The following is a 26008-nucleotide window of genomic DNA, read 5'->3' as shown; positions in this document are numbered from 1 at the left end:
GACGACCCCGCGCACCCGTGGTGCGCGGGGTCGTTGCTTCTATGATGGGTGGGGTGAATGTGGCGCAAGATTTAACCGGCATGATCTTGTTCGTGCTGCGGCTGGTAGCACTCGGTGCGACGATCTTCGCGCTGATTCACGCCATTCGTCAGCGTCCGGACGCCTTCACTGCGGTGGACAAGCTGACCAAGCCGATCTGGATCGCGATACTCGCCGCGGCGCTGTTGTTCCTGCTGCTTTCGCTGACGGTGACGAGTCTGCTTGCGCTCATTGCGATCATTGCGACCGGCATCTACCTGGCCGATGTGCGGCCGAAGGTGGACGAGATTCAGCGCGGTCCGCGCTGGTAGGGCGGAATTCAGCAGTAATTGGGCAGAGCCGGACGGTGTCCGTCCGAAGCCGCGCCGGGTAGTGAAGGCGCAGCGGTCGCACTTTCTTGGTGCTAGCTCTAGCTAGCAGCGCGAATCGGAGTTACTGTATCGAGCAGTAACACAAAGGAGTGTCCGATGCGTGCAATGCTGCCGTCTGCGTTGGGGAACCTCCCGGAACATATCCGGGGCTTGCTCGACGTACACCGCGCCAATCTGCGGAACCGTACCTATGCGACTGCGGCGCTGAACCCACCGACCGTTGCGCATCATGTCGTCCCCGTGACCACCGCCGACGGCGCCAAGCTGCGGGTGCACGCATACGGACCGGTCGACGGACAGGTGATCGTGCTCGTGCACGGCTGGACCTGCGCCATCGAATACTGGAACGCACAGATCAACGCATTCGCGGGCGAGTACCGCGTGATCGCCTATGACCAGCGCGGGCACGGAGAAAGCGAACTCGGTTCCAGCCCGCTGACCACCGATCTGCTCGCCGACGATCTGGCCGCTGTCCTCGCGGCCACCCTGCGTCCCGGCCGCAAGGCCGTGCTGGTCGGGCACAGCCTCGGCGGAATGACGCTGCAGGCCTGGGCCGGACGGTACCCGGAGCGGGTCGCCGAGCAGGCGCTCGCGGTGCTGCTGACCAATACCGCCCCGCACGGGCTGGTCGCAACGACCACGGTCGTGCCGTTGTTCAACCGACCGCTCCCGCTGCTGAAGCTCCGAATTCCCTTGCCCGCCTTCATCGGCCGCCTCGGACTCGGCACCCCCATCCTCTTCCCGCCGCTTGCGCCGGTGCGCTGGGTCTTCGCCAGGCAGATCATGACACTCGCCGCCACCGACGACGAGATCGCCGTCAGCATGGCCATCGTGCGCTCCTGCCCAGCCCGCGTGCGCGCCAAGTTCGGCTTCCTGCTCGCCGAGATGGACCTCGGCGAATCGGCACGAAACCTGGTGGTGCCCACAACCGTGCTCGCAGGCTCCCTCGACGACATGACACCCCCCGCACACTCGGAGCTGATCGCCGAAATGCTCAGCGAAACAGGCAGTCTGGCCAAGTACGAGATACTGAACACCGGCCATCTCGGCAACACCGAGGCCCACGACCGCTTCAACGAAGAACTAACCCAGGTCCTCGAATCCACCCGCACCCCAGCAGAAGCCGTAGGCTGACCGCCCGACGAACATCGACGGTAGTCGAATGGTGGTTGCGGACTTCCTACGCAGCCACCATTTCGACTACCGTCGATGCCGAAGTTGCGACCGTCTGCGACCGTGTGTGAGGACGACGGTGCGGTTGTGTCGTGGGTGGTTTGTCAGTTGAAAACGACTGTGCGGCGGCCGTGGACCAGGACTCGGGCTTCCAGGTGCCAGCGGAGGCCGCGGGCCAGGACTACGCGTTCGATGTCGCGGCCCTGGCGGACCATGTCGCGGACCTCGTCGGCGTGGTCGATGCGGATGACGTCCTGTTCGATGATCGGGCCTGCGTCCAGTTCTGCTGTGACGTAGTGGCAGGTGGCGCCGATCAGTTTGACGCCGCGGGCGAAGGCCTGGTGGTAGGGGCGGGCGCCGACGAACGACGGCAGGAAGCTGTGGTGGATATTGATTGCCCGGCCTGCCCAGTGCTCGGTGAGCTCGGGTGGAAGCACCTGCATGAATCGGGCGAGCACCACCGCGTGCGGGTCGTGGGCGTCGACGAGCGCACGCACTTCCTCGAATGCGGGGCCGCGTTCGGCCGGATCCTTCGGGAACGGCACGTAGTGGAACTTCACGCCGTGCGCCTCGGTCATGCCTGCGAGGTCGGGATGGTTGCCGATGACCGCCTCGATGGTGGCGGGCAGCTCACCGCTGGCGGCGCGTCCGAGCAGGTCGTGCAGGCAGTGTCCGTCCTTGCTGACCAGCAGCACCGCGCGCCGCAGCTCCCCGGAATCGAGGAGCTGCCATTCCGTCTCCGGCCCCAGCTTCGCGGCCACTCCCGCGAACCGGTCCCGCAGTTCGGCGATCCCGAACGGCACCGTTGAAGCCTTGATCGCCTGCCGGGTGAAGAACCACCCACTGTCGACGTCGGAGTGGTAGCCGGCCTCCACGATCGACCCGCCGAACTCGGCGATGAACGAGGTGATTCGAGCAATAATGCCCGGGCGGTCCGGGCAGCCGAGGCTGAGCACGAAACGACGGTCGTCGAGAGCGGATGGAGCGGAACTCATCGACACATCCTCCCAGGTCGCTCCACGCCCCATCCGCCCGCCTCACGCAAGGCGAGTACTTCCACCAAAGTCGCGAGCATCACCATCGACGCCCCACCCGGCAGCGAGTCCTCCAAGCGAGGGACCCACCATCACCACGCATAAACCGACGCGTATCCATCAAGGTCGCGACAATCACTACCGCCATACCCGCTGGGCACGATGATGTCTTTCGGGCGCAGCGAGATCCAGCACCAGAGTTCGCGGCGTCTCCTCGAGCACCCCAACCGCATCCACCAAGGTCGCAAACCCCGCTACCGACGCCCTCCAGCACGATGACGCCTTCCGAGGGCAGGGAGACCAAGCACTAGAGTTCGCGGCCCGTCTCGCTTCCGAGCGGCCGAAGCGCATGCGCCGCAGGCGCGAGTCTCGGCCGCTCGGAAGCGAGACCAAGGGGGCCGCGAACACGCAGCGCCGCAGGCGCTGCAATCAAACACCGTAAAACGGTTCGGCGTAATGGAATTCGCCGACTATCTGCGATTCGTATGCGGTCAGGGGGCGGACCTGGAAGTGGGAGACCCAGGCGGGTTCGTCCGGGGTGATGCCGAGGCGGGCGGCGGGGATGAAGCCGAACTGGGGGTAGTAGTCGACACTGCCGAGCAGCGCGACGAGGGGTTCGTCGAGGGCATCCGCCGCGCCGAGGGCAGCGTGTACGAGGGCCGCGCCGACGCCGCTGCCCTGGTGTTCGGTGTCGACGCCGAGCGGGCCGAGCGCGAGGACCGGAAATGGGCCGACAGCCGCGCGGGTGAGGCACAGATGCCCGATGACTATGTCGTGTTCGATGGCGACGAAGGACAGCGTGGGGATCCAGCCTTCGTCGCTGCGGAGGCGGGCGACGAGATCGACCTCCGGCGGGTCGCCGGCGTCGTCGTCGGCGGCTTCGCCGGTCATCTCCATGATGTCGGCGTCGGCGAGGGTGTATCGCACATCGCCGTCGGCGGACTGCGGTCCGAAGGCGCTGCGATGCACTGCCGCGATGGTAGTGACATCATCGGCGCGTTCGCGACGGATCAGCACGGTGTCGTCTCCTCCCGAACGAGTAGGGCCATCCGTACATGCTCCTGCGCTTGCGGCGGAGTCGTGCACGCGCTCGTGTCCGATGCATTACCCGTACTCCATCGACAATAACGAGTGTGCGGGACGCACCAGAGGCACGCAATGGAATTCGCCGCCGGTATGCCAGACTCTCACCCCATGGCAAATTCCACGTCGCTGACCCGGGCCGAAGTGGCCGCCATGATCGATCACACCTTGCTCGCACCCGAGGCGACGACGGCCGATGTCGACGCACTCATCGCCGAAGCGCGTGCGCTCGGCGTGTATGCGATCTGTGTATCGCCGTCCATGCTGCCGGTGCGCGCACCGGGCGTGGCGATCGCGACGGTCGCCGGATTCCCTTCCGGCAAACACCATTCGCTGGTGAAAGGCGCGGAGGCTCGCCTTTCCGTCGAGCACGGTGCGGCCGAGGTGGACATGGTCATCGATGTCGGCGCGGCGCTTGCCGGTGACTACAACGCCGTCCTGGCCGACATCGTCACCGTCCGTGAGGCAATGGGCGAGCGGGCGGTGCTCAAGGTGATCATCGAATCTGCCGCGTTGCCCGACGCCGCGATCGTGGAGGTCTGCCGCGTCGCCGAACGCGCGGGTGCGAACTTTGTGAAGACCTCCACCGGATTTCATCCTGCGGGCGGTGCGAGCGTGCACGCGGTCGCGCTGATGGCCGACACGGTCGGCGGGCGTCTCGGAGTGAAAGCCAGCGGTGGGATCCGGACCGCCGAAGCCGCAGCGGAACTGATCGCCGCAGGCGCGACACGGCTCGGGCTGTCCAAATCCCGTGCGGTGCTTGACGGTTTCCCCGCCTGATTCGTCCGGGGCGTGAATTCCTCCGGCGAGGACACGATTTCGGCGGTGATCAGCAGCGGGCCTCGTCCGGGCCGGCCTCGAGTTCGGTGCGGCCGCCCTCCAGCTTCACCGCGATACCGTCGTCGGTCACCTTGATGTCGGTCGCCTTCAGGCCCATCGGATAGCTCTGCAGGCTCTGAGTGAAGACATCGACAATGCCCTGCACCAGATCCGTGGGCAGGCCCATGCCGAGCAGCTCCGCCGACATGGTGTCCACCTGCACCACCCCGTTCGTCACCCGCGGCTGCACCTGCAGCTGGGCGAGCCCACCGAGCACGTCGAGGGTCAGCATGCCGCTGCTCGAGGAGGAGTGCACGTCGCTGACCAGGCCGCCGAGCGTCTGCCGGATACCGTCGTTGTTCCAGGTGACATCGGCCGACGAACTGTTGATGGTGCCGCCGCCCTGTCCGGCGTTCTCGACATCGAGGTCCTTGAACCTGGCGTGCACCACCATGCCGACGGCCGGGCCGAACTTGGAGTCGGCGCTGTCCACCGTCACCCGGGAGACCTTGCCGTCGATCAAGGTGAGCAGCATCGGCCGCCAGCCGAAGCCGACGTCGATCTTCGAGCCCATGTCCTTCTCGAATTGCGTGCTGATGCACCGCGAGATCTTGTGCCTGGCGTAGGCCTCGCCGGCGACCAGCGCACCGATGAGCAGCGTCACGACCACGACCAGGGCAATCACGAGGGTGCGCCGGGTGGAGGTCACGGTGGCAGGAGGCTTCTGACTCATGAGCCCGATTCTTCCCGACATTTCTGTGTTCGCTCTGAGGGCGCGGTGAGGGGATCAATTGTGACATGCGACACAAGTTTCGAGCGTAGCCTGGTGGCCATGGCTGGCGATGCTGCGGCCCGCGCACTCGATTCCGCGGAGCAGGGATGGCGGGTGCTGCGGCGCTTGGCCGGGCGGCATGCCGGATTCTTCACCACCAGGCAGGTGCTGCGCACCGGTTGTGAGGTGCGGGTGCGGGTGGCGCTCGGGGACGGGTCGGTGACGCGGGCGGGAGTGGGTTTACTTCGGCTGGCCGATTGGCCCGAAGGCCCGCTCGACGAGTACGCCATGTGGGCGGCCTGGTTCGACGGCGCCGCCGCGGTGTCGCATCAGAGCGCGGCCGAACTGCACGGGCTCGGTCGGCTGCGGCCGCGATTCCTGCACCTGTCGGTCGGTGCTGGGCGTCCGCCGGTGACGCCGCGCCTCGTGGTGTTGCGTCGTCCACTGATCGCCACCGATGTCGAGTCGGCGGGCTCGTTCCTGGTCACGACGCCGGTGCGGACGGTGCTCGATCTGGCGGAGGCGGATATCGGACAGACCGCCCTGGACGAGGTGGTCGGCGATGCGGTCGCTATCGACCGTTGTGCGCGCGACGAAATCCGTTCGGCCAGTCTCCGACTGCGCCCGCGTGCGGCCGCTCGGGTGTATCGGGCCCTCACCGGCGTATGAGCTGTGTGGTGAGCGGGTGCGAGGTGATTCGGTCCGGCTATGAATTACCTTGGCGTCCGGTTTTGCCGGGCGCGCGATCATGGCAGGGTGACTGATCATGGGGACCGAAGGTCAGAGCAGGTGGGATCTCGTCTTCCCCTCCGGTGCGCCCGAGCGGATCGGCGATATGTTCGCCACCGCCGTGGTCGCCGACGCGGTCCGCGGGTATGACGCGGATCTCGCCCAGACGGTGGAGACCTGCCGGGACTGGCGCTGCTCCTATCGCACGGTGTTTCGTGGGCTGACCGCGTTGGCTGCCAGCTCGCCTGCGGCGTCGGTCGGCATCGCGACCGAAGGGCTGCGCTCCGCGCGCAAGTTGCTTCGGCTGGTCACCGGAGCGACCGTCGCGCCCCTGCGCAGCGTCGACGTCGAAAAGGTTGCCGAGCCGGGCACACTCGATACCGTCCGGGTCGAGGGCACCGCGAAACCACTCGGGCGGCTGGAAGTCCCCTACCGCGACACGGTGTTGGCGGAGGAGTCGTTGCAGCGTCAGCTGACCGAATGGCGTCGCGGTGGCATCGTGGAACCGGGTTTCGCCGCCGCGGTGGAACGGGTGATCGACCATCCGGAGTGGTTGGCACTGCCTGGTTTCCGTGTCATCGTCACCGGGGCGGCGGCCGAGCTCGGCCCGCTGCGCCCGCTGTTGCGGTGGGGTGCGGACGTGCTCGGCATCGATCTGCCGGGGACGGAACGCTGGCAGGAACTTTCGCGGCTCGCCGAGACCGGTGCCGGGGTGCTGCGCTATCCGGTCACGGCCGATCCCGGCGTCGATATCACCCAGCAGTTCCCGGCGCTGGTGCATTGGATCCGTGCGCAGCTCGGTGCGGAGGTCCGGCCGGTGTTCGGCCTGTACGCGAATGATCAGGGGTCCGCGGGAGTTCGGCTCGCCACCGCACAGGACGTCCTTGTCGAGGATCTGCTCGAGCATCGGCCGGACGCCGCGCTGGCGTTTCTCGGGTCGCCGATCGACTGTTATGCCGTGCCGGAAGAGGTTGTCGCGGAGGCCCATGCGCGACTGCACGGGCGTGGTCTGCATGGCGCGGACCAGAATCTGCTGCGGCTACTGTCGGTGTCGACGCTGTATCGGCCGAGCTATCGCACCACGGTCACCGACCACTTCGGGGCGATGTGGGGTGTCGCGGATGCGCTTGTTCCGTCCATCGGACCGAATCATGTTCTGGCGCACCGTATCCTGCGCTGGCGCGCGGTGCTCGCACACACCGCAGGGCGCACGGTGTCCTACACCGTCGCGCCACCGGCCTCGACGAGTGCGGTGCGCGCCGAGCGTTCGCTTGCGGCGGCCTACCGTGGCGTGCGCCGATTCGGCGTCGAAGTATTCGAACCCGCCACGGCACGAACACTTCTCGCTGCGAAACTGGTCGCCGACCTGATGGCACCGCCTGCCGCGCCGGACGATGCGAATCCGGAGAGCCTGTTCGCGGTGGGCGCGGCGCACGGCGGCCTGTGGCGTCAGCCCTTCGAGCCGCATTCGATGCTGCCGGTCGCGACGGCAACAGGCTCGGTCGCGGCGGCGCTGGACTCGGTCGGGGCCGCGACGGGCTATGTGCGATCGTGGTTCGGCGCGACGGCCGACCACGGCACCGAGAGCACACAGTCGCGCATGCGGCGACGGTAGGTCCGCACCGGAAAACCTTCCTGCCGCAACGACTCCGCCGCGGTCCGCCAGCGGACCCGTGGCCCGAACGGCGCGTGTGGCGCGGCACGGGCCCAGGCGCGGTCGGCGGCGGTGAGCAGAGCATGGATCGGTTCGCCGGGAACGTTGCGGTGGATCAACGCCTTCGGAAGTCGCTCGGCGATGTCGGAGGGGCGCTCGACGGTGAACGGATCCCATGCCAGGGTGAGCGACAGCGGCCCCGAGCGATCCAGCAGCACCCACGCGCAGCGGCGGCCGAGTTCATCGCAGGTTCCGTCGACCAGCAGGCCGTCGGAGGCGACGCCGGACAGGATGGTCGCCCACGCCTCGGGAACTGCCGATTCCGGATATTGCCGCAGCACATTGAACGCGCGCACCAAGACCGGCCGCAGCCCGGCCAATTCGAAGCCGCCGCGGGCGAACTCGACACCGTCGCGGCCGGGTACCACCCGTTCCGGATCGATCTCCAGACCGATCACGCGCACGTCGGCGCGGACGGTCCGCACCCGGGTCGCCAGCTCCAGCGTGGTCCACGGGCTCGCACCGTAACCGAGGTCGACGACCAGCGGATCCGGCGCGGTCTGCAGGCGGGCACGGACCAGCTCGTCGTTGATCAGCCAGCGGTCGCTGCGCCGCAGCCGGTTGACGCCGGTGGTGCCGCGGGTGATGGTGCCGACCGGTTTGGTCAGCTGGTCGGGTTTTGCTCTTCCAGCCACCGCACGGTCTCTTCGGCCTCGGCACGGAACAGGTCGACGAGGTTTACCAGCATCAGCTGCTCGAGTCGTGGACCAACCATGGGAATGAACACCTTCGCCTCCGAGGAGAACCGCGCGGTGCAGCCGGTGTCGGTGGGGAACACGCGGATGGTGCCGCCGAGGCTGCCGGGGCCCGCGGGGATGGACGCGGAGTATTTGCCGACGACTTCTTCCTCGTTGAACGGGCCGTAGCTCTCCTTGCGGGTGATCACCATGTCCTTGCGCATCACCGCCTGCGCCATCTCCGGCAGCATCTCTCGCGGCAGGATGTGGTGCAGCACGATCTCGATCCCGGAGTCGCTCACCTCGTGGCTCACGACTTCGTTCTCCGAGTACTTCCGCATCTCCGTGACCCGCGCCTCCCAATAGTCGCGGTTCGACAGCGCTGCATACAGCTCTTTGGTGGTGTGCAACGGGTAGCGGGCTGAATAGTCCAGTCGGCGAGCCATGAGCGATTACGTTACCGGGACCGATCGCCGCGCCATCGCTCGGCGGTGAATGTGAAGACCATCCGCACGCAGTCGGACCAGGACATTACCCAGTTCGCGCTGGTGGCCGCCCGCGCACGGCCGAGACCGAAATCTTTCGGTCAGACTTGCGAAGTGAACGGGACATGGCAGACATGGGGTGGGGTGGTCGTTGCGGCGCTGGCCGCGATTCCGGCGGCGAGCCCGTTCGCGTGGTGGCTGGCACGGCGGCGCGGTTCCTGGCGCACCGCGCTCTGCGATGTGGGCATGGTGGTCGGTACGGTGCCGTGGCTGTGGATGATTCTCACGCCCGCCGGTTCCGGTCGCTCGGTCAACCTGGTGCCACTGCGTGACCTGGCCGATCAGCTCACCGACGACCGGGTTGTCGAGCAGCTCGGCGGGAACCTGTTGGTCTTTGCGGCGCTCGGGTTTCTGCTTCCGGTGCGCTCGGCCTTGTTCGCCGATCCGTGGCGACTGCTGATGGTCGGCGCGATCCTGTCGGGCGGCGTCGAGATGCTGCAGTTCGCGCTGGGGGTAGGGCGTCATTCCTCGGTCGACGACGTGCTCGTCAACGCGGTCGGCGCGCTGCTGGCCGGACTGCTGTCGCGGCACTGGTGGCAGCGCTCCTCGGCTGGGCACCGCGCTAACGCCCCGGACGAACGCACACCTCCTGACATATCAGAAGGTGTGCGGTGGCGGGCCCGGACTCAGCGCTGAGCGAGCCAGTTGTTGGTGAACTCCTCTTCGGAGGCGAACAGTTCGGTGAGGCGCTCCGCGATCGCGGCTTCGATCTTCCCGCCGAACAGCGGGATCTTCACCTCGATGCTGCCGGTGACCGTGGCGACCGAGCCGGAGCCGTCGGAAACGAGGGAGATGGCGCCGCGGACCTCGGCGGGTGCGCCGTCGACGCGGGCTTCGAAGGTCGCGGTATCGCCGGACCAGTTCTCGACGCGCGGGATGATCAGATCGCCGGGGCGGACCGCGGTGATGGCGGCGGGCAGCAGCTCGGCGGCGATGGCCTGGACCATCTCGATGCGGACTTGATCACCGTTGACGGTGACCGAATCGAGTCGGGCGTTGGGCCCACCCACCTCGGCGATGCGGTCCTTCCAATACTGCTCGTCAGCGATCGCCGCGCGCACGGCCGCGACCGGATGCGAATAGCGGGCCGTGTACGCCAGGGGTGTAGCCATGTTCGAACACGCTACCGTCTGGCTGTGCGAACTTCACGGGTGGTGTCGTCGGATCAGCTGCGCGAACTGCTGGCCGACACCGGTGCGCTGGTGCGCGAATCGGTGCGGCTTGCGGAACTGACCACGCTGCGGGTCGGCGGGCCCGCGACGGTGGCCGAGTGTGGGACGACCGAGTCGCTGGTGGCGACCGTGTGCGCGCTGGACGCGGCCGGAATACCGGTGTTGTTGCTCGCCGGCGGCTCCAATCTGCTGATCGGTGACGAGGGCTTCGACGGTGTCGTCGTCCTGGTGCGGACCGAGGGCATCGAGATCGGCGCGGACGGTGTGATCGCCGAGGCGGGTGCGAACTGGGACACGGTGGTGGAGGCGACGGTCGCGGCCGGGTTGGGCGGGCTGGAGTGCCTTTCCGGCATTCCGGGATCGGCGGGCGCGACCCCGGTGCAGAACGTCGGCGCGTACGGCGTCGAGGTGGAGCGCCTGCTGCGCCGGGCGCGATTGCTCGATCGCGCTACCGGCGAGATCCGCTGGGTCGAGCCGGGCGAGCTCGGTTTCGGATACCGGACCAGCGTGCTCAAACACCATGACGACGCCGTCGTGCTCGCCGTCGATTACGCACTCGATCCCAGCGGATCCAGCGCACCGCTGCGCTACGGCGAGCTGGCGAACGCGCTCGGCGCGACCAACGGCGAATCCAGACCGGCGGCGCAGGTGCGGGCGGCGGTGCTCGGCTTGCGGGCGGGCAAGGGCATGGTGCTCGACCCCGGCGATCACGACACCTGGAGCGCGGGGTCCTTCTTCACCAACCCGGTCGTTCCGGAGGCCGGGGTGGGCGAGGTGCGGGCCGCGATCACCGCGCATGTGGGAGATGTCACGATCCCGACCTATCCGGCGCCGGACGGGGTCAAATTCTCCGCGGGCTGGCTCATCGAGAGAGCCGGTTTCGCCAAGGGCTTTCCAGGGCAGGCGGCCCCGGCTCGGCTGTCCACGAAACACACGTTGGCGCTGACCAACCGTGGTGACGCGACGGCCGCGGACTTGGTCGCGCTGGCCAGGACGGTGCGCGACGGTGTTGCCGAGCGATTCGGGATCCGGCTCGAGCCGGAACCGGTCACGGTGGGGGTCACGCTCTGACCGGATGAAAGGAACGCCACATTCTTCGCTCGCCGAGCGAACGATTTCTCGGGCGTAAATTCGAAGAAGTGTGCAATCGTCCAGTCATCCGAAGACCGGCCGCCGCCGTGTCGGCCGTGCTACTCGTCGTGGTCGCCCTGGTGGCAAGCTGCACGAACGACCGCGGCGGCAAGAGCGACTCCGCCCGCGACTCCGGTCCGGTCGCGAAGGTGAGCATGGCCCCGGCCGCCGACGCCGAGAACGTCAACCCGACGGCACCGGTCTCGGTCACCGTCGCCGACGGCACCATCGACCAGATCGCGCTGACCAATGCCAACGGCAAGCAGGTCACCGGGGAGCTCGCACCGGACAAGCACAGCTACAAGATCACCGAGGCGCTCGGCTACGCCGCCACCTACACCTGGTCGGGCACGGCGACCGGCACCGATCGCAAACCGGTTCCCATCGACGGCACCTTCCGCACGCTCGCGCCGAAGAACGCGGTCCCCGCGACCATCAATATCGCCGACAACCAGGAAGTCGGCATCGCCGCGCCGATCATCTTGCAGTTCAAGGCTTCTGTGCAGAACAAGGCCGCGGTGGAGAAGGCGCTGACCGTCACGACCAACCCGCCCACCGAGGGCGCGTGGGCCTGGTTCCCCGACGACAACGGTGGCTCGCGCCTGCATTGGCGGCCCAAGGACTACTGGGTGCCCGGCACCACCGTGCAGGTCACGGCCAAGCTCTACGGACTCGACCTCGGCGGCGGCAACTACGGATACACCGATCTCACTTCGGATTTCCGCATCGGCCGCCGTCAAGTCGTGCAGGCCAACGCGCCGAGCCACCGCATGCAGGTGGTGCGCGACGGCCAGGTCGTCTTCGACTTCCCGGTCAGCTACGGCCAGGGCAATGAGCCACGCAATGTGACCCGCTCCGGTGTGCACGTGGTCACCGAGAAATACGAAGACTTCATGATGTCGAATCCGCCGTTCTACACGAACGTTCGCGAACGCTGGGCGGTACGCATTTCCAATAATGGCGAATTCATCCACGCGAATCCGGAATCGCTGTCGGCGCAAGGGGCGTCGAATGTCACCAACGGCTGCATCAATCTTTCGCCCAGTGACGCGCAAGCGTACTTCCCGACCGCGCTCTACGGCGATCCGGTCGAAGTGACCGGCACGTCGATCCAGATGTCGGCCGCCGACGGCGATCTCTACGACTGGACCATCGACTGGAGTACCTGGAAGGGCTTGTCCGCGTTGGACGCCTCGCACGCTCCAGGCATCTCTGCGACACCGGTCGCGCCGGGGCCGCCGCGTTGATCCGCGACCAGCGCAATACAGATCCGCCCCCGTTCGATGATCCGAACGGGGGCGGATTGTCTTGGGCGCCAGGTGATTACCGGTTCGATGCGGCCTTCTCGGGCGCCACGTTCGCCTTCTCCAGCGCGATGGCCTCCTCGACGGTGCCCAGGTTGCGCCCGGCGAGCAGGTCGCGGATTTCGATCAGCAGTTCGGTCTCGGTCGGCTCGGCGGCCTTGGTGGTGCCGAAGCGGTTCTTGAGCGTCTTCATCGGCACCATCAGCACGAAGTACAGCACCGCGGCGACCATGACGAAATCGATGAGCGCGGTGATGATCGGGCCGACCGCGATGAAGGTGGCGGGCTTGTCCGCCACCAATTGGACGCCGAGTCCCAGCTCGTTGGTCTTGCCCAAAACGGCGAGCAAGGGATTGATGATGCCCTTGGTCACCGCCGTCACCACCGCGGTGAACGCGGTGCCCATGACCACCGCGACCGCAAGGTCGATAACGTTCCCGCGCATCAGGAAATCTTTGAAACCCTTGAGCATGAGCCGAGCAACTCCAATCTGGTGTATTCGAATTTCAAATCCCAGATGCTAACCGTCCATGCACGCTGAGCAACCGCTACGGGGCACTCGGCCAGCCCTGGCTCCGGGCCACGATAGACGGGAGAGCGTGGTGCTGCGACCCGAGCGCGGACCCGATCTCAGCTGCGGCGCGCGAAACGACCCGGCACCACCTGGTCGCGCGGCGCGACGATGATCTGGTCCAGGTTGACGTGTGACGGTCGAGACGCGACAAAGCCGACAATCTCCGCGATGTCCTGCGCGACCAGCGGGTCGATGCCTTCGTACACCTTGGCGGCGCGTTCGGCGTCACCGTCGAAGCGGACCAGGGAGAACTCGGTCTCGACGGCGCCGGGCGCGATCTCGGTGAGCCGGACCGGTTGGCCGAGCAGCTCGCCGCGCAGCGTGCGGTGCAGGACGGCCTGGGCGTGCTTGGCGGAGGTGTAGCCGGAGCCGTTGTCATAGGCGTGGAAGGCGGCCACCGAGGTGATGGTGACGATGAGGCCGTCGCCCGAGGCGATCAGCTTCGGCAGCAGCGCCTTGGTGATGCGCAGCGTGCCGAGCACATTGGTCTCCCACATCCAGCGCCAGTCGTCGAGATCGGCCTCCGCCACCGGGGCGAGGCCCTTTGCGCCACCCGCATTGTTGACGAGCACGTCGGCGCGGTCGATCGCGTCGGTGAAGGCCTGCACCGATTCGTCGGAGGTCACATCGAGTTCCAGCGCGGTGCCGCCGATTTCGTCGGCGAGGGTCTGCAGCCGATCGAGCCTGCGGGCGCCGACGTAGACGTGGTAACCCTGTTTGGCGAGCTCCCTGGCGGTGGCTTCCCCGATTCCCGAGCTGGCTCCGGTGACGACGGCGGTGCGGATACTCATGATCTCGATCCTAAGTGCAGGGAGTTTGCCGGAGAGCGGGGTTGTTGCCCGGATCACGGTCGGCGCGCGCCGCACCGTTAGCCTCGGTGGCATGGCTATTCGGGATGCGGTCAGTGCGGACGGAACCACCATCGTCTATCGGGTCAGTGGGCCCGCCGATGGGCGAGCGCTGGTGCTGCTGCACGGTTGGTCGGCGAATCTGCGGTGCTGGGGTGCGGCCGCCGACGAGTTGGCCGAGCGCTTCCGTGTCATCGCCGTCGATCTGCGCGGGCACGGCTACTCCGATGCGCCGGAGGCCGGGTACGACGATCCCGAGAACTGGGCCGCCGATATCGCGGCGGTGCTCGGGCGGGAGGGCATCGAATCCGGCGCGGTGCTGCTGGGCTGGTCCTACGGCGGCATTGTGCTCAGCGACTACTTGACCGCCTATGGCACCGGCGCGATCGCCGGCATTGTCTACACCGGTTCGATGGCCAATATCGGCCGTGCGCCAGGTGCGGCGACCGGTTCGGCCATGCAGGAAGCCATTCCCGGCGTCTTCGAGGAAAGCGCCGGGCGTGCGATACGTGCTTTCGGCGCCTTCGGCAATGCCAATACCGGCCCGGGCCAGGACAAGGGCGTCGATGCCCAGCGACTGTTCGGCGCGAGCCTGGCCACACCGCCGCGGGTGCGCAAGGCGCTGTTCTATCGGACCGTCGACAACACCGAGACGCTGCGCGCCCTCGATGTACCGGTGCTGGTTCTGCACGGCACCAGTGATCCGGTCGTCCCGATCGAGAACGGCCGCTACATCCTCGACACGGTCCCCGGTGCGCGCGCCTCGTTCTGGGAGGGCGCGCAGCACGGTCTTTTCATCGAGGACCGCGCGCGGTTCGTGGCCGAGATCGGTGCGTTCGTCGACGGCCTGGAGGTCGCGCCGAAGTAGCCGTCCGAAACCCGCCGGTACGGTCGGCGCTCCTCGCGCAGACTGGGTCGTGTTCGGAGAGTGTCTTTGGACGGCGCGAATTTCGTGAGTGTGCTCACGAACGACCTGTGATGGCCGTCACTTGCCTCGGTAGCGGCGTCTGAGTTCGCCGATGCACCGTGCACTATGGATAGTGTGAGTCAACGCCCGGACCTACGGCCCAATCGGATTGCCGTGCTGTCGGTGCACACCTCACCACTTGCTCAACCGGGCACTGGCGACGCGGGCGGCATGAACGTGTACGTGCTGCAAACTGCCATTCAGCTGGCCCGCCGCGGTACCGAGGTGGAGATCTTCACCAGGGCCACCTCCTCGAATGTCCCGCCTGTACAGGAGGCGGCGCCCGGGGTGCTCGTGCGCAACGTGGTGGCGGGTCCGTTCGAGGGACTGGACAAACACGACCTGCCGACACAACTGTGCCCGTTCACCGCCGAGGTGCTGCGGCAGGAAGCCAGGCATCAGCCCGGTTACTACGACCTCGTGCACTCGCACTACTGGCTGTCCGGTCAGGTCGGGTGGCTGGCCAGAGATCGCTGGCGGGTGCCGCTCGTGCACACCGCGCACACCCTGGCCGCCGTGAAGAATGCCGCACTCGCCGACGGCGACTGTCCCGAACCCGTCACCCGGGAGATCGGGGAGAAGCAGGTGATCGCCGAAGCGGATCGGATGGTCGCCAACACCGCCGACGAGGCGCGCCAGCTCATCGAGCTCTACGGCGCCGACCCCGAACGCATCGACGTGGTGCCGCCCGGCGCCGATCTGACCCGCTACCGCCCCGGCGACAAGGCCGCCGCCCGCGCGGAATTGGGGCTGGCCACCGACGAGCAGATCGTCGCCTTCGTCGGTCGGATCCAGCCGCTGAAGGCCCCCGACGTACTGGTGCGTGCCGCGGCGGAGGTGCTGCGCGCCCAGCCCGCGCGGCAGCTGCGGGTGCTCATCGTCGGCGGCCCGTCCGGAACAGGACTCGAGCGCCCCGACGCGCTGATCGAACTGGCGGCCGGCCTCGGCATCGCCGACCGCGTGACCTTCCTGCCGCCGCAGCCGCCCGACCGCCTCGTCCAGGTGTACCGTGCCGCCGATCTGGTCGCGGTGCCCAGCTACAACGAATCGTTCGGACTGGTCGCCATCGAAGCGCAGGCCAGCGGCACGCCAGTGCTGGCAGCGGACGTGGGCGGGCTCGGCACCGCGGTCCGGCACGGCGAGAGCGGCCTGCTGGTTCCCGGTCACGCCACCACCGATTGGGCAAGCGCGCTCGGCTACCTGTTGGACGACCCGCAACGGCTGGCCCGGATGAGCGCCTGCGCCGTCGGACATGCCGCCAACTTCTCCTGGGAACACACCGCGGAAGGACTGCTTACCAGCTACTTCGCGGCGCTGACCGATTTCCATGCGGTGCGCACCCGGCTCGGTGGCGGGCGCGGCGTGCTGTCCGACCGTGCACAGCTGCTCGGCGACGGCACCGAGTTCGACGCCGCACGTCCCGCGGAACTCGGTGAGCGCGCTAGCCTCGCCATGGAACGCACGGCCGCTCTCCTCGGCGAGAGCAGCCAGGCCAGATCACGGGCGCTGTGGCGGCGCCGGACGGGAGCACGCCGGTGAGTAGCGGGGCGCACGCGACCGCGCAGCTGATCGATGCGACGCTGCGTGAGAGGGAGATCGAATACACCCGGCCGAGCGCGGATGTCTTCGTCGTCATCCTGCCCGGTGAGCGCAAGCTGAAGACCACCGTCATGCTCACCGTCGGCAAGCACGGCGTACGGATCGAATCGTTCGTCTGCCGCAAGCCCGACGAGAACTTCGAAGGCATCTATAAATTCCTGCTGCGGCGCAACCGCAGGCTCTACGGCGTGGCCTACACCCTCGACCGTGTCGGCGATATCTACCTGGTCGGCCGCATCGCCACCCACGCCGTCACCGCCGATGAACTGGACCGGGTGTTCGGCCAGATCCTCGAGGCCGTCGAAGCCGACTTCAACACCCTGCTCGAACTCGGCTTCGCCGAATCCATTCGGAGAGAGTGGAAGTGGCGTGTCTCGCGCGGCGAATCGCTGATGAATCTGCGCGCCTTCGAGCATTTGGTGGACGTGGCCGATCAGCCCTGAGCGAGTCCGGCTTTGTTGCCGAACCCACTCAGGACGGCGATATCGGATCGGTCGAGCACGGGGAAGTTGCTCCAGGAATTCGCGGACGCCGTGCTGGCATAGGTGCTCGGAAAGCCGCCCTCGACGCCGCAGGGTGCGGGATCTCTCCCGGGCAGGCCCGCGGTGCGCGACAATCGCGCTGGGACTCGGTGAGTGTGGAGGCGGCCCGGCTATGACAGTTCTTGCTCTTGATATCGGCGCGACGAAGTTCGCGGCGGGACGGGTGTACGGGGGCCGCAACGTGCGTGACGTGCGGCAGGTCGACGTGCCGCGCGAGGCGGTGTGGGAGGCGTGCCGCACGCTGTTGGCGGAGGTCGCGGGCGACGACACCGTCACCGCCATCGGGATCGGCTCGGCCGGTCCTGTCGATACCAGGTCCGGTGTCACGAGCCCGCTGAACATCCCCGAGTGGAAGTCCGGATTCCCGATCGTCGCCGAGGTGCAGAAGCTCTTTCCCGGCGCCGCAATACGATTCGCCATCGACGGTGCCTGCTTAGCGCTGGCCGAACATCATGTCGGCGCATTGCGCGGCGTCGCGAACGGGCTGGCGATGACGGTGTCGTCGGGGATCGGCGGCGGGATCATCGCGGATGGCCGGGTACTGCTCGGCCGGACCGGCAACGCTGGGCATATCGGTCACATTGTGGTGCCGGGCTGGGATGTGCCGTGCGAATGCGGCGGGGTCGGGTGCGTCGAGGCGATCGCCAGCGGCATGTCGTCGGTGCGCTGGGCTCGTGCGCAAGGCTGGTCCGGTGCGACCGGTGCCGCGCTGGCGAAAGCGGCGCACTCCGGCGACGACATCGCGCTCGCGGCGCTGCATCGATCCGGGACCGCGCTCGGGCAGGCCATCGCCTCGGCGGCCGCGCTGCAGGATATCGATCTAGTGGTGATCGGCGGCGGTTTCGCGCAGTCGGGTGCACCACTCTGGGAGCCATTGCGGGCGGCGGTCGCCCGGCACGCGCGATTGGAGTTCCTCGGTGGACTCCACGTCGTGCTGTCGCGAATCACCAACGGCGCCACCCTGGTCGGCGCAGGCGTGCTCGCTGCGGGCCACGCGACGGCCGACACCGTTGTCTGAAGGGCTGGGCTCGGACCGGCTGATGCCCGGTTCGGCCACCGGGAACGGATGCGAGGCAGGTTTGCGCACATGCCAGAATGGCCTGCATGACGTACACCCTCGTGCTGCTGCGCCACGGCGAGAGCGAATGGAATGCCCTGAATCTTTTCACCGGTTGGGTGGATGTGCACCTGACCGACAAGGGTATCGCCGAGGGCAAGCGGGCCGGCGAGTTGCTGGCCGAGCACGGCATCCTGCCGGACATCGTCTACACCTCGCTGCTGCGCCGCGCGATCAGCACCGCGAACATCGCGCTGGACGCGGCCGACCGGCACTGGATTCCGGTGGTCCGCGACTGGCGGCTCAACGAGCGGCACTACGGCGAGCTGCAGGGGAAGAACAAGGCGCAGATCCGGGACAAGTACGGCGACGAGCAGTTCATGCTGTGGCGTCGCAGCTACGACACCCCGCCGCCGCCGATCGACCCGGCCAACGAGTACAGCCAGGAGGGCGACGCGCGCTACGCGGGCATCGAGGTGCCGAAGACGGAGTGCCTGCTCGACGTGGTGAACCGGATGGTCCCGTACTGGGAGTCGACCATCTCCAAGGAGCTCGTCGCGGGCAAGACCGTGCTGGTCGCCGCGCACGGCAACTCGCTGCGCGCCCTGGTGAAGCACCTCGATCAGATCTCCGACGACGACATCTCGGAGCTGAACATCCCCACCGGCATCCCGCTGCGCTACGAGCTCGACGAGAACCTGCGCCCGGTGCGCCCGCGTGAGTACTTGGATCCGGAGGCCGCTGCCGCGGGCGCCGCCGCGGTGGCAAGCCAGGGCGGCAAGTAGCCTGACCGGCAATCTCTGCACGCAGATGCGCTGCGGTCGAGCAATCGACCGCAGCGCATCTGCTGTTTTGGTGAGTGGCAATTCTGATCTTCGAGCGCGGCTACAGCCGGGATATGCAGCCGGTATGGCATGCTGTCCGCTGTATGTGAATCGATATTCGGCTCAAAATTCGTGTGACCCGGAGTTCGAACTTACTCGTCGGTATGTAAACTTTCGCTCGTTCGATCAGTCCGAGAGGTGGATCACGTCCGATGAAGCACGCGTTGCGCGTCACGGTGGCGGCAGTTGCCACCGCAGTGCTCGTTCCTTTCCTCACTTCCGGCGCGAGCGCCGCACCGGTTGCCTCTGGTCCCGACGGCGGCGCGGCGGGCGCGGCCTGGACGGCGGCCGAAGACGGCCCCCAACAGTTCCCGAATGTGAACATCCAATGGGATGTGCCGATCATCATGAGCGACGGCACCGTCCTCAAGGGCAACGTGTATCGCCCCGCGGACGCGGCGGGTAGGCCGATCGACACCCCGACGCCGACCGTCGTCAACATGACGCCCTACACCAAGCTGGTGTCGAACCTCGCCGACAGCGCGATGTCCATTCCCGGTCTCTCCGACGCGCTGATCGAGTTGTTCCGTCAGATCGATTTGAGCGGTACGCCGCTCTCCGGTGTCACCGACCTCACCAAGGCATTCGGCGGCGGCGAGCTGCGCAACTTCGCGGTCGACCGCCAGCTCATCAAAAGTGGTTACACCCAGGTCGTCGTCGATGTGCGTGGTACCGGTTTCTCGCAGGGTGTGTGGGACATGCTGCGCGAGCGCGAGCAGCAGGACACCGTCGAGGTGATCGACTGGGCCTCCCGTCAGCCGTGGTCGAACGGCCGTATCGGGATGAACGGCATCTCGTATTCCGGCATCAACCAGGTGCAGGTCGCCGAGAAGCAGCCGCCCGCGCTGAAGGCGATCTTCCCGGTGGTGCCCGGCAGCGACCTCGTCAACGACGTGCTCGCGCCCGGCGGCGGCTTCGGCTTCAACTTCATTCCGCTGTGGCTCACGGCGATCAACGGCCTCAAGCTGCTTCCGGATCTGGCATCGGTGGTCAACGGCCAGTTCGACACGCAGTGGCTCGCCGATCGGGCGAAGGATCCGCTGACCTTCATGGACGTGCTGCTCAACGTCTACACCACCACCCGCATCGAGGATCTCGATCCGCGCGCGAAGGAACTGCTGACCGGCACCTCGACAGCGCGAGAGGGCTGGCTGGGCGATCCGAGCAAGATCCAGGTGCCGACCTTCGTGACCGGCGGCTGGCACGACCTGTTCACTTACTCGGAATCCAAGATCTACAACGAGATTCCGCTGCCCGCAGGCCAGAAGCAGCTGCTGATGGGCAACACCTATCACATCAATTCCGGCAACGAATACGGCAAGCCCGGCCTGCCGCCGCGGCTGGACGTGTTGCAGCGGGCCTGGTTCGACAAGTGGCTCAAGGGCATCGACAATGGCATCGACAACTACGGCCCGGTCACGCTGCGTCAGCAGGGCGGCGGCTGGATCACCACCGATTCGTTCGCCGATCCGGATGCCGCCGAGGCGTCGCACGATGCGGTGCACCGCAGGATGTATCTGTCCGCCGACCGCAGTGGCACCGCGAACAGCCTGTACGACGGATCGCTGCTGCCGCAGGCGAGCCCCGACTCGGCGCGGCTGACGGTCGCGCCCGGCCTGACTACCCTGTGCTCCAACGACGCAGCGCAGGGTAGCGCGGGCGCGCTCTCGATCATCGACGGCTGCGCCAAGGACTCGCGGGTCGCCGAGACGAACGGGCTGACGTTCACCAGCGCGCCGGTCGCCGACACCACCACGATCTCCGGCCGGATCGCAGTGCGGCTCAACACCGTTCAGGATGGCGCGGACGGCTACTGGGTGACCACCGTGAACGATGTCGCGCCGGACGGGCAGTCGACCGTGCTCTCCTCCGGACAGATCATGGCGTCGCTGCGCGAGGTCGATGCGGCCAACAGCAGCAAGTCCGCCAACGGCGACTACACCGACCCGCGCGCCTACACCTCGCTGGACCGCCGTCAGCCGACGGTGCCCGGCCAGGAGACCACCCTCGACATTGCGCTGCCCGCCACCGAGGCGATCTTGAAGCCGGGTCACCGTCTGCGCGTCGATGTGTTCGCGGGCAACTTCCCGAAGGGTCTGCCGGTACTGCCGATGCTGCTCGACACGGGCTTGAAGCCGCAGCATGTGCAGCTGGATCCGAACCGTCCGAGCTTCGTCAATATCCCGCTCCGCGGTAATTCCGGCTGGTGATATCGGCATCGGAGCACTGAAAAGGACGCCTTCCTCGAATCATTCGAAGAGGGCGTCCTTTTTTCAGGCACTATCGGCCTCGCTCAGTCCTCAACCGCGAAGGCGGCATCCAGCGGCGGGAAAATTGCCCTGGCATCCTGCCCGCTGAACCAGAGGCCGACGGTGAATACCGATGTCGCCTCCAGGTATTTCGCACGGTGCAGGCCACCGGACGAAACCGGTTGCAGCTTCAGGTCTTCGGCCAGGGCGCAGACCTGCCGCACGGCGGCCGGGTCGTCACCACAGATCGGGACACCCAGCCTGCGGCCCTCGAATTCTCTTGCGTCCGAAGCCCATACCTCCGCGGCGCAGACATTGAACGCCTTCACCACGTGCGCGCCGTGTGCGGTCGCCGCAATGCGCTCGGCGACCGCGTCTTCGGAGAGCACGAATGCGGTCACGCCCGCCGGTGCGGCCGCGTCCGGCATGAACGCATTGGTGCAATCGATCACCGTGCGGCCCACCAGTTTTCCGCCGACTTCGCCCAATACCGTGTCAAGGGCGCTTACCGGCAGTGCGAGCAGGACAACCGCACCGAACTCGGCGGCGTCCACCACGCTGCCCGCTCGTGCACTGTGTCCGATCGTGGCGACCAGTTGGTCTGCCGCGGCTTGCGAGCGCGCCCCGATGACGATGTCGTGCCCGGCCGCTGCCCAACCCCCGCCGAGCGCCTGTGCCATCTGCCCGGCGCCGATGATTCCGATTCGCATCTCAACTCCTGTATGTGTCTGGATGTCTTCGGAAATGACGCTAGGAAAGTCGATGGGCACCTCCGGGTGCGCAACGGCGGTGGCAGGCTCGAGTCATGACAGTCGAACCTGCCGCGCCGATCGTCGCGGAACCCGCGCAGTTCGCGCCGTACGGCGATTTCGAAGCCGACTGCCCGGCCAGGATGGCGGTCGACCTCTTCGGCAACTCGTGGCTACCGGTGATCGTGTACATGCTGCGCGAGGGTCCGATGCGGCCGGGCGACCTGCGCACCGCCATCGGCGGCATCAGCCAGAAGATGCTCACCCAGACGCTGCGTCGGATGGAGCAGATGACCCTGATCGAACGCCGCCGCTACGCCGAGGCCCCGCCGCGGGTCGAGTACGAGCTGACTGCGGCGGGACGTGATCTGCTCAATCCGATCTATGCCCTCGGCGAGTGGGTCGATCGACACGGGAGCGCGGTCCGCGCCGCGATGTCGGGCGCCGACGACGAGGACTGAGCGCGGCCCGGGGTCCGGCCGCCACACGAGCTATGTCCGCTGGATATGACCGATTTCCGCTCGTGTCGCGCGCCGCCCTCCGCAGGCCTAACAACGCGTAAACGCGCGGCTAACAGGGCAGGAAGTGCCCATGACCTGCGCGAAACTTCTCGTACCCAGAGTTGGGTTGCCGGTCGGCGACCGTACGATTCAAGGGTGAGTGTTCCGCAGGCCGTACTGTTGGCAGTCCTCGCGGCTGTCGTCGGACTGGCAGTCGGCGGGCTACTGATCCCGTTCATGAACGCCAGGCAAGCCGCGCGCAGGCAGGCCGACTCGGGGCTCACGATGTCGCAGGTGCTCGACCTCATCGTTCTTGCCTCCGAGAGCGGCATCGCAGTGGTCGACGAGTATCGCGACGTGGTGCTGGTGAACCCGCGCGCCGAGGAACTCGGCCTCGTCCGCAACCGGCTGCTCGACGAACGTGCGTGGGCCGCGGTGGAGAAGGTCCTGGCCACCGGTGAGTCCGCCGAATTCGACCTCACCGCGAAGAACCCGATGCCGGGCCGCAGCAGGATCGCGGTGCGCGGCGTGGCCAGGCAGTTGTCGCGCGAGGAGACCAGCTTCACCGTGCTGTTCGCCGACGACGACTCCGAGCAGGCCAGGATGGAAGCCACGCGCCGGGATTTCGTCGCGAATGTCAGCCACGAGCTCAAGACCCCGGTCGGTGCGATGAGCCTGCTCGCCGAGGCCATGCTGGAATCCGCCGACGACCCCGAGGCAGTGCGCCACTTCGGCCAGCGGGTGCTCGGCGAATCCAGGCGCCTGGGCAAAATGGTGACCGAATTGATCGCGCTGTCGCGGTTGCAGGGCGCGGAAAAGCTGCCCGAGCTCGAAGTGGTCGACGTGGACACGGTGGTGATGCATGCGGTCGACCGCTCGCGCACCGCGGCGGAGGCGGCGGGCATCACCGTCAGCACCGACCGGCCCAGTGGGCTCGAGGTGCTCGGCGACGAAACCCTGCTGGTCACGGCCCTGTCCAACCTGGTGGAGAACGCGATCGCGTATTCGCTGGCGGGCTCACACGTGTCGGTAAGCCGGTCGCTGCGCGGCGATCACGTCGCGATGGCCGTGACCGATCGTGGCATCGGCATCGCCAAGGAAGATCAGGAACGAGTTTTCGAACGCTTCTTCCGGTCCGACAAGGCGCGCTCGCGCGCCACCGGCGGTACCGGGCTCGGGCTGGCTATCGTCAAGCACGTAGCCGCCAACCACAACGGTGAGATCACCCTGTGGAGCAAGCTGGGCACCGGTTCGACGTTCACCTTGCGAATACCCGCCCATCTCGAGGCCGACAGCGACGATGAGGTCGACGGCTCCGTGGTGAGCATGAGAGAAATCAGCCCGCGCCCTTCGGGGCCGAGCAGACCCAATGGTGTGGAGGCACGCAGATGACGAGTGTTCTGATCGTCGAGGATGAGGAGTCGCTGGCCGATCCGCTCGCGTTCCTGCTGCGCAAGGAGGGTTTCGAGGTCACCGTCGTCGGTGACGGACCGTCCGCGCTCGCCGAATTCGACCGCTCCGGCGCCGACATCGTGCTGCTGGACCTCATGCTGCCCGGCATGAGCGGCACCGACGTGTGCAAGCAGCTGCGCACCCGCAGCGGGGTCCCGGTCATCATGGTGACCGCGCGCGACAGCGAGATCGATAAGGTGGTCGGGCTCGAGCTCGGCGCTGACGACTACGTGACCAAGCCGTACTCGGCACGCGAACTCATCGCACGCATTCGGGCCGTGCTGCGCCGCGGCGCGGGCGACGAACTCGACGGCGGCAACGAGAGCGGCGTGCTGGAAGCCGGGCCGGTCCGGATGGATGTCGACCGGCACACCGTGCACGTGAACGGCAAGCAGGTCACCCTGCCGCTGAAGGAATTCGACCTGCTCGAATATCTGCTGCGTAATTCCGGCCGGGTGCTGACCCGCGGCCAGCTGATCGACCGGGTCTGGGGCGCCGATTACGTCGGTGACACCAAGACCCTCGATGTCCACGTCAAGCGCCTGCGCTCGAAGATCGAGGGCGATCCGGCCAAGCCGGAACATCTGGTGACGGTGCGCGGCCTCGGCTACAAGCTCGAGGCGTGACGTCCGATTTGTGAGGCGAATCCGCCGAGGCCCCCGCGGCGAAGGAGGGCAAGAACCTGATCATGAGCCCGTACGGCGTCACCCGCACCATCGCCTGCCGCGGCACCAGCGCCGCGGACGTCTACGACTGCATGCAGGAAGACGCCCTCGGCTGGATCAGCCTGCGCAAGACCGACACCCCCGTCGGCCCCACTTGGCTCTACCTGCCCTGAGATCGCGGCGACGCCGAGGTTGTCATTGAGCGCCTCAGGGGTGTTGGCGGGCAGGAAGTCGGCGGTGAAATCGGCGTATTTGGCCGGGTCGCCATTGGGTTCCGCGTGCGCGGCGCCGCTCATGGCAAGGGCGGCTCCGACGGCGATGGTTGTCAGGGTGACGGCTTTCTTCAACATGACCGCACATCAAACCCCATATTGGTGACGCTCGCATGGCGCACAGGTGAACCACCCGCTATGGAAACCTCACGCCGATTGGTCGGAAACCGGTGCGTCTGCCTTTATTCGGTTGGCATGCACGGTCGCCGGATGAATTGCAATCAGGCCGAGTCCTGCTCTGCGCTTGCAGTGCCTGGCCAATTCCTCGTAGGCGGGTTTGCCGAGCAATTCTTTGAGCTCGGGCGCGTAGGACTGCCACACCGGGCGTGCGCCCACGTGAGCGTCGGGGGAGCCGGAGCAGTACCAATCCAGGTCCATGCCGCCGGGGCCCCAGCCGCGGCGGTCGTATTCGGTAACGGTGGTGCGCAGGATCTGTACACCGTCCGGGCGGTCGACCCAGTCCTGGGTGCGCCGGATCGGCAACTGCCAGCACACGTCCGGCTTCACCTCCAGCGGCTCGATGCCTTTGCGCAGCGCCATGGTGTGCAGTGCGCAGCCGACGCCGCCCTCGAAGCCGGGACGGTTGAGGAAGATGCACGCACCGTCGAATCGCCGGGTCCGCAGCGCCGGCTCGTCTTCCAGGTCGTCGAGCTCGAGAAAGCCCTTTTTGACGACTCTGCCTTCGGCATTCTTGGCATGGTCCATCAACTGCCAGTCGCCGGGTGTGAGCATTTTCACAGCGCGTTCGAGGCGCTTGCGATCGTCCTTGTCGGACAGGAAGGCGCCGTGCGAGCAGCAGCCGTCGTCCGGGCGATCGCTGAGGATTCCCTGGCAGGCCGGAGTGCCGAAGACGCACGTCCAGCTCGACAGTAGCCACGTCAGATCGGCGACGATCAGATGCTCGTCGTTTGCTGGATCGACGAACTCGATCCATTCGCGGGGAAAGTCGAGATCGACCTCGGGGCTCGGTTCGATCTTCTCCGCTGGTCGGGGCCGGGCCGGGCCGTTTGCGGATGCTCGTGCCGTCACACCTCGAGACGCTAACAGTTCGGTCGCCTCGTCTAAAGCCCCGGTTCACCCAGTACCG

The 26008-nt window shown here is 67.1% G+C and carries 28 protein-coding genes; 17 read left to right on the top strand and 11 right to left on the bottom strand.

The window, feature by feature from the left end; all coding sequences use genetic code 11:
* Positions 1-44: 44 nt before the first annotated feature.
* Together OHA42_RS01020 and OHA42_RS01015 are read left to right on the top strand one after the other, a co-directional pair.
* The gene (locus tag OHA42_RS01020) at positions 45-350 is read left to right on the top strand and encodes a DUF2516 family protein (RefSeq protein WP_328412448.1); all 306 of its coding nucleotides are present in this window, start codon (positions 45-47) and stop codon (positions 348-350) included.
* 156 nt (positions 351-506) lie between these two features.
* Positions 507-1544 (top strand): alpha/beta fold hydrolase, encoded by a 1038-nt coding sequence (locus OHA42_RS01015; protein ID WP_406233745.1) that lies wholly within the window; start codon positions 507-509, stop codon positions 1542-1544.
* 143 nt (positions 1545-1687) lie between these two features.
* Here the strand turns inward: OHA42_RS01015 and purU are convergent, their stop codons facing one another.
* Both purU and OHA42_RS01005 read right to left on the bottom strand, forming a co-directional pair.
* Complete coding sequence (purU, locus tag OHA42_RS01010) at positions 1688-2578, bottom strand: formyltetrahydrofolate deformylase (protein WP_406233743.1); 891 nt, start codon at positions 2576-2578, stop codon at positions 1688-1690.
* Between the two features lie 468 nt (positions 2579-3046).
* Positions 3047-3634, bottom strand: a complete 588-nt coding sequence (locus OHA42_RS01005; RefSeq protein ID WP_406233741.1) for a GNAT family N-acetyltransferase — start codon at positions 3632-3634, stop codon at positions 3047-3049.
* Between the two features lie 177 nt (positions 3635-3811).
* Between OHA42_RS01005 and deoC the strand changes: the two genes are divergently transcribed.
* A complete protein-coding gene (gene deoC, locus OHA42_RS01000) occupies positions 3812-4480 on the top strand; it encodes a deoxyribose-phosphate aldolase (RefSeq protein ID WP_406233740.1) in 669 nt (222 codons plus the stop codon).
* Between the two features lie 49 nt (positions 4481-4529).
* Here deoC and OHA42_RS00995 read toward each other — a convergent pair whose 3' ends face one another.
* Positions 4530-5252, bottom strand: coding sequence for a DUF2993 domain-containing protein (locus tag OHA42_RS00995; protein WP_406233738.1), 723 nt, complete (start codon positions 5250-5252; stop codon positions 4530-4532).
* Between the two features lie 99 nt (positions 5253-5351).
* Here OHA42_RS00995 and OHA42_RS00990 point away from each other — a divergent pair, with 99 nt between their 5' ends.
* Complete coding sequence (locus OHA42_RS00990; protein WP_406233736.1) at positions 5352-5960, top strand: hypothetical protein; 609 nt, start codon at positions 5352-5354, stop codon at positions 5958-5960.
* A gap of 97 nt (positions 5961-6057) precedes the next feature.
* A complete protein-coding gene (locus OHA42_RS00985; RefSeq protein WP_406233734.1) occupies positions 6058-7635 on the top strand; it encodes a hypothetical protein in 1578 nt (525 codons plus the stop codon).
* Here OHA42_RS00985 and OHA42_RS00980 read toward each other — a convergent pair.
* Together OHA42_RS00980 and OHA42_RS00975 are read right to left on the bottom strand one after the other, a co-directional pair.
* The gene (locus OHA42_RS00980) at positions 7560-8369 is read right to left on the bottom strand and encodes a class I SAM-dependent methyltransferase (RefSeq protein ID WP_406233733.1); all 810 of its coding nucleotides are present in this window, start codon (positions 8367-8369) and stop codon (positions 7560-7562) included. The genes OHA42_RS00985 and OHA42_RS00980 overlap by 76 nt on opposite strands.
* Positions 8339-8857, bottom strand: a complete 519-nt coding sequence (locus OHA42_RS00975; protein ID WP_406233731.1) for a DUF2505 domain-containing protein — start codon at positions 8855-8857, stop codon at positions 8339-8341. Before OHA42_RS00975 ends, OHA42_RS00980 begins: the two co-directional genes overlap by 31 nt.
* A gap of 153 nt (positions 8858-9010) precedes the next feature.
* Here OHA42_RS00975 and OHA42_RS00970 point away from each other — a divergent pair, with 153 nt between their 5' ends.
* On the top strand, positions 9011-9592 hold the full coding sequence (locus tag OHA42_RS00970; protein ID WP_406233729.1) for a VanZ family protein: 582 nt from the start codon (positions 9011-9013) through the stop codon (positions 9590-9592).
* On the opposite strand, the gene OHA42_RS00965 is transcribed toward OHA42_RS00970, so the two are convergent.
* Complete coding sequence (locus OHA42_RS00965) at positions 9583-10068, bottom strand: DUF2505 domain-containing protein (protein WP_406233727.1); 486 nt, start codon at positions 10066-10068, stop codon at positions 9583-9585. The two genes, OHA42_RS00970 and OHA42_RS00965, sit on opposite strands and share 10 nt — an antisense overlap.
* A 42-nt stretch (positions 10069-10110) precedes the next feature.
* Here OHA42_RS00965 and OHA42_RS00960 point away from each other — a divergent pair, with 42 nt between their 5' ends.
* The gene (locus OHA42_RS00960) at positions 10111-11199 is read left to right on the top strand and encodes a UDP-N-acetylmuramate dehydrogenase (RefSeq protein ID WP_406238975.1); all 1089 of its coding nucleotides are present in this window, start codon (positions 10111-10113) and stop codon (positions 11197-11199) included.
* Between the two features lie 68 nt (positions 11200-11267).
* Positions 11268-12506, top strand: a complete 1239-nt coding sequence (locus tag OHA42_RS00955; RefSeq protein WP_406233725.1) for an Ig-like domain-containing protein — start codon at positions 11268-11270, stop codon at positions 12504-12506.
* A 76-nt stretch (positions 12507-12582) separates the two neighbouring features.
* Here OHA42_RS00955 and mscL read toward each other — a convergent pair whose 3' ends face one another.
* The gene (gene mscL / locus OHA42_RS00950; protein ID WP_406233723.1) at positions 12583-13035 is read right to left on the bottom strand and encodes a large conductance mechanosensitive channel protein MscL; all 453 of its coding nucleotides are present in this window, start codon (positions 13033-13035) and stop codon (positions 12583-12585) included.
* 158 nt (positions 13036-13193) lie between these two features.
* Entirely contained in the window at positions 13194-13928 is a 735-nt protein-coding gene (locus OHA42_RS00945; protein WP_406233722.1) for an SDR family NAD(P)-dependent oxidoreductase, read from the bottom strand.
* 91 nt (positions 13929-14019) lie between these two features.
* Here OHA42_RS00945 and OHA42_RS00940 point away from each other — a divergent pair, with 91 nt between their 5' ends.
* The 6 genes from OHA42_RS00940 (at position 14020) to OHA42_RS00915 (ending at position 21244) form a co-directional block, all read left to right on the top strand.
* Complete coding sequence (locus OHA42_RS00940; protein ID WP_406233720.1) at positions 14020-14853, top strand: alpha/beta fold hydrolase; 834 nt, start codon at positions 14020-14022, stop codon at positions 14851-14853.
* A gap of 165 nt (positions 14854-15018) precedes the next feature.
* The gene (gene mshA, locus OHA42_RS00935) at positions 15019-16491 is read left to right on the top strand and encodes a D-inositol-3-phosphate glycosyltransferase (protein WP_406233717.1); all 1473 of its coding nucleotides are present in this window, start codon (positions 15019-15021) and stop codon (positions 16489-16491) included.
* A complete protein-coding gene (locus tag OHA42_RS00930; protein ID WP_406233716.1) occupies positions 16488-16994 on the top strand; it encodes a YbjN domain-containing protein in 507 nt (168 codons plus the stop codon). The genes mshA and OHA42_RS00930 overlap by 4 nt, the downstream gene beginning before the upstream one ends.
* A 211-nt stretch (positions 16995-17205) precedes the next feature.
* The gene (locus OHA42_RS00925) at positions 17206-18111 is read left to right on the top strand and encodes an ROK family protein (RefSeq protein ID WP_406233714.1); all 906 of its coding nucleotides are present in this window, start codon (positions 17206-17208) and stop codon (positions 18109-18111) included.
* An 86-nt stretch (positions 18112-18197) separates the two neighbouring features.
* Positions 18198-18935 carry a phosphoglyceromutase gene (locus tag OHA42_RS00920; protein WP_406233713.1) on the top strand — a complete coding sequence of 246 codons (738 nt, stop codon included), beginning with the start codon at positions 18198-18200 and terminating at the stop codon, positions 18933-18935.
* A gap of 251 nt (positions 18936-19186) precedes the next feature.
* A complete protein-coding gene (locus OHA42_RS00915) occupies positions 19187-21244 on the top strand; it encodes a CocE/NonD family hydrolase (RefSeq protein WP_406233711.1) in 2058 nt (685 codons plus the stop codon).
* Positions 21245-21327: 83 nt separating this feature from the next.
* Here the strand turns inward: OHA42_RS00915 and OHA42_RS00910 are convergent, their stop codons facing one another.
* The gene (locus tag OHA42_RS00910) at positions 21328-21993 is read right to left on the bottom strand and encodes an NADPH-dependent F420 reductase (protein WP_406233709.1); all 666 of its coding nucleotides are present in this window, start codon (positions 21991-21993) and stop codon (positions 21328-21330) included.
* 95 nt (positions 21994-22088) lie between these two features.
* Here OHA42_RS00910 and OHA42_RS00905 point away from each other — a divergent pair, with 95 nt between their 5' ends.
* The 3 genes from OHA42_RS00905 to OHA42_RS00895 all read left to right on the top strand — a co-directional run bounded on the left by OHA42_RS00905 (position 22089) and on the right by OHA42_RS00895 (position 24610).
* Positions 22089-22493, top strand: coding sequence for a winged helix-turn-helix transcriptional regulator (locus OHA42_RS00905; protein WP_406233707.1), 405 nt, complete (start codon positions 22089-22091; stop codon positions 22491-22493).
* Between the two features lie 195 nt (positions 22494-22688).
* Positions 22689-23924 (top strand): sensor histidine kinase, encoded by a 1236-nt coding sequence (locus OHA42_RS00900; protein ID WP_406233705.1) that lies wholly within the window; start codon positions 22689-22691, stop codon positions 23922-23924.
* On the top strand, positions 23921-24610 hold the full coding sequence (locus OHA42_RS00895) for a response regulator transcription factor (RefSeq protein WP_328406643.1): 690 nt from the start codon (positions 23921-23923) through the stop codon (positions 24608-24610). Before OHA42_RS00900 ends, OHA42_RS00895 begins: the two co-directional genes overlap by 4 nt.
* Here the strand turns inward: OHA42_RS00895 and OHA42_RS00890 are convergent.
* Both OHA42_RS00890 and OHA42_RS00885 read right to left on the bottom strand, forming a co-directional pair.
* A complete protein-coding gene (locus OHA42_RS00890; RefSeq protein WP_406233703.1) occupies positions 24592-24999 on the bottom strand; it encodes a hypothetical protein in 408 nt (135 codons plus the stop codon). The two genes, OHA42_RS00895 and OHA42_RS00890, sit on opposite strands and share 19 nt — an antisense overlap.
* A 69-nt stretch (positions 25000-25068) precedes the next feature.
* On the bottom strand, positions 25069-25896 hold the full coding sequence (locus OHA42_RS00885; RefSeq protein WP_406238973.1) for a hypothetical protein: 828 nt from the start codon (positions 25894-25896) through the stop codon (positions 25069-25071).
* Between the last annotated feature and the right edge of the window lie 112 nt (positions 25897-26008).

Source organism: Nocardia sp. NBC_01009 (assembly GCF_045208035.1).
Lineage (GTDB): Bacteria > Actinomycetota > Actinomycetes > Mycobacteriales > Mycobacteriaceae > Nocardia.
Note: the sequence above shows the minus strand (reverse complement) of the source record. Positions and strands in the feature narration are given on the sequence as shown.

Coding starts and splice junctions, on each gene's coding strand:
- OHA42_RS01020 (WP_328412448.1), top strand. CDS start 45: ATGGGTGGGGTGAATGTGGCGCAAGATTTAACCGGCATGATCTTGTTC.
- OHA42_RS01015 (WP_406233745.1), top strand. CDS start 507: ATGCGTGCAATGCTGCCGTCTGCGTTGGGGAACCTCCCGGAACATATC.
- purU (WP_406233743.1), bottom strand. CDS start 2,578: ATGAGTTCCGCTCCATCCGCTCTCGACGACCGTCGTTTCGTGCTCAGC.
- deoC (WP_406233740.1), top strand. CDS start 3,812: ATGGCAAATTCCACGTCGCTGACCCGGGCCGAAGTGGCCGCCATGATC.
- OHA42_RS00995 (WP_406233738.1), bottom strand. CDS start 5,252: ATGAGTCAGAAGCCTCCTGCCACCGTGACCTCCACCCGGCGCACCCTC.
- OHA42_RS00990 (WP_406233736.1), top strand. CDS start 5,352: ATGGCTGGCGATGCTGCGGCCCGCGCACTCGATTCCGCGGAGCAGGGA.
- OHA42_RS00985 (WP_406233734.1), top strand. CDS start 6,058: ATGGGGACCGAAGGTCAGAGCAGGTGGGATCTCGTCTTCCCCTCCGGT.
- OHA42_RS00975 (WP_406233731.1), bottom strand. CDS start 8,857: ATGGCTCGCCGACTGGACTATTCAGCCCGCTACCCGTTGCACACCACC.
- OHA42_RS00965 (WP_406233727.1), bottom strand. CDS start 10,068: ATGGCTACACCCCTGGCGTACACGGCCCGCTATTCGCATCCGGTCGCG.
- mscL (WP_406233723.1), bottom strand. CDS start 13,035: ATGCTCAAGGGTTTCAAAGATTTCCTGATGCGCGGGAACGTTATCGAC.
- OHA42_RS00945 (WP_406233722.1), bottom strand. CDS start 13,928: ATGAGTATCCGCACCGCCGTCGTCACCGGAGCCAGCTCGGGAATCGGG.
- OHA42_RS00940 (WP_406233720.1), top strand. CDS start 14,020: ATGGCTATTCGGGATGCGGTCAGTGCGGACGGAACCACCATCGTCTAT.
- mshA (WP_406233717.1), top strand. CDS start 15,019: ATGGATAGTGTGAGTCAACGCCCGGACCTACGGCCCAATCGGATTGCC.
- OHA42_RS00925 (WP_406233714.1), top strand. CDS start 17,206: ATGACAGTTCTTGCTCTTGATATCGGCGCGACGAAGTTCGCGGCGGGA.
- OHA42_RS00920 (WP_406233713.1), top strand. CDS start 18,198: ATGACGTACACCCTCGTGCTGCTGCGCCACGGCGAGAGCGAATGGAAT.
- OHA42_RS00915 (WP_406233711.1), top strand. CDS start 19,187: ATGAAGCACGCGTTGCGCGTCACGGTGGCGGCAGTTGCCACCGCAGTG.
- OHA42_RS00910 (WP_406233709.1), bottom strand. CDS start 21,993: ATGCGAATCGGAATCATCGGCGCCGGGCAGATGGCACAGGCGCTCGGC.
- OHA42_RS00905 (WP_406233707.1), top strand. CDS start 22,089: ATGACAGTCGAACCTGCCGCGCCGATCGTCGCGGAACCCGCGCAGTTC.
- OHA42_RS00895 (WP_328406643.1), top strand. CDS start 23,921: ATGACGAGTGTTCTGATCGTCGAGGATGAGGAGTCGCTGGCCGATCCG.
- OHA42_RS00890 (WP_406233703.1), bottom strand. CDS start 24,999: ATGTTGAAGAAAGCCGTCACCCTGACAACCATCGCCGTCGGAGCCGCC.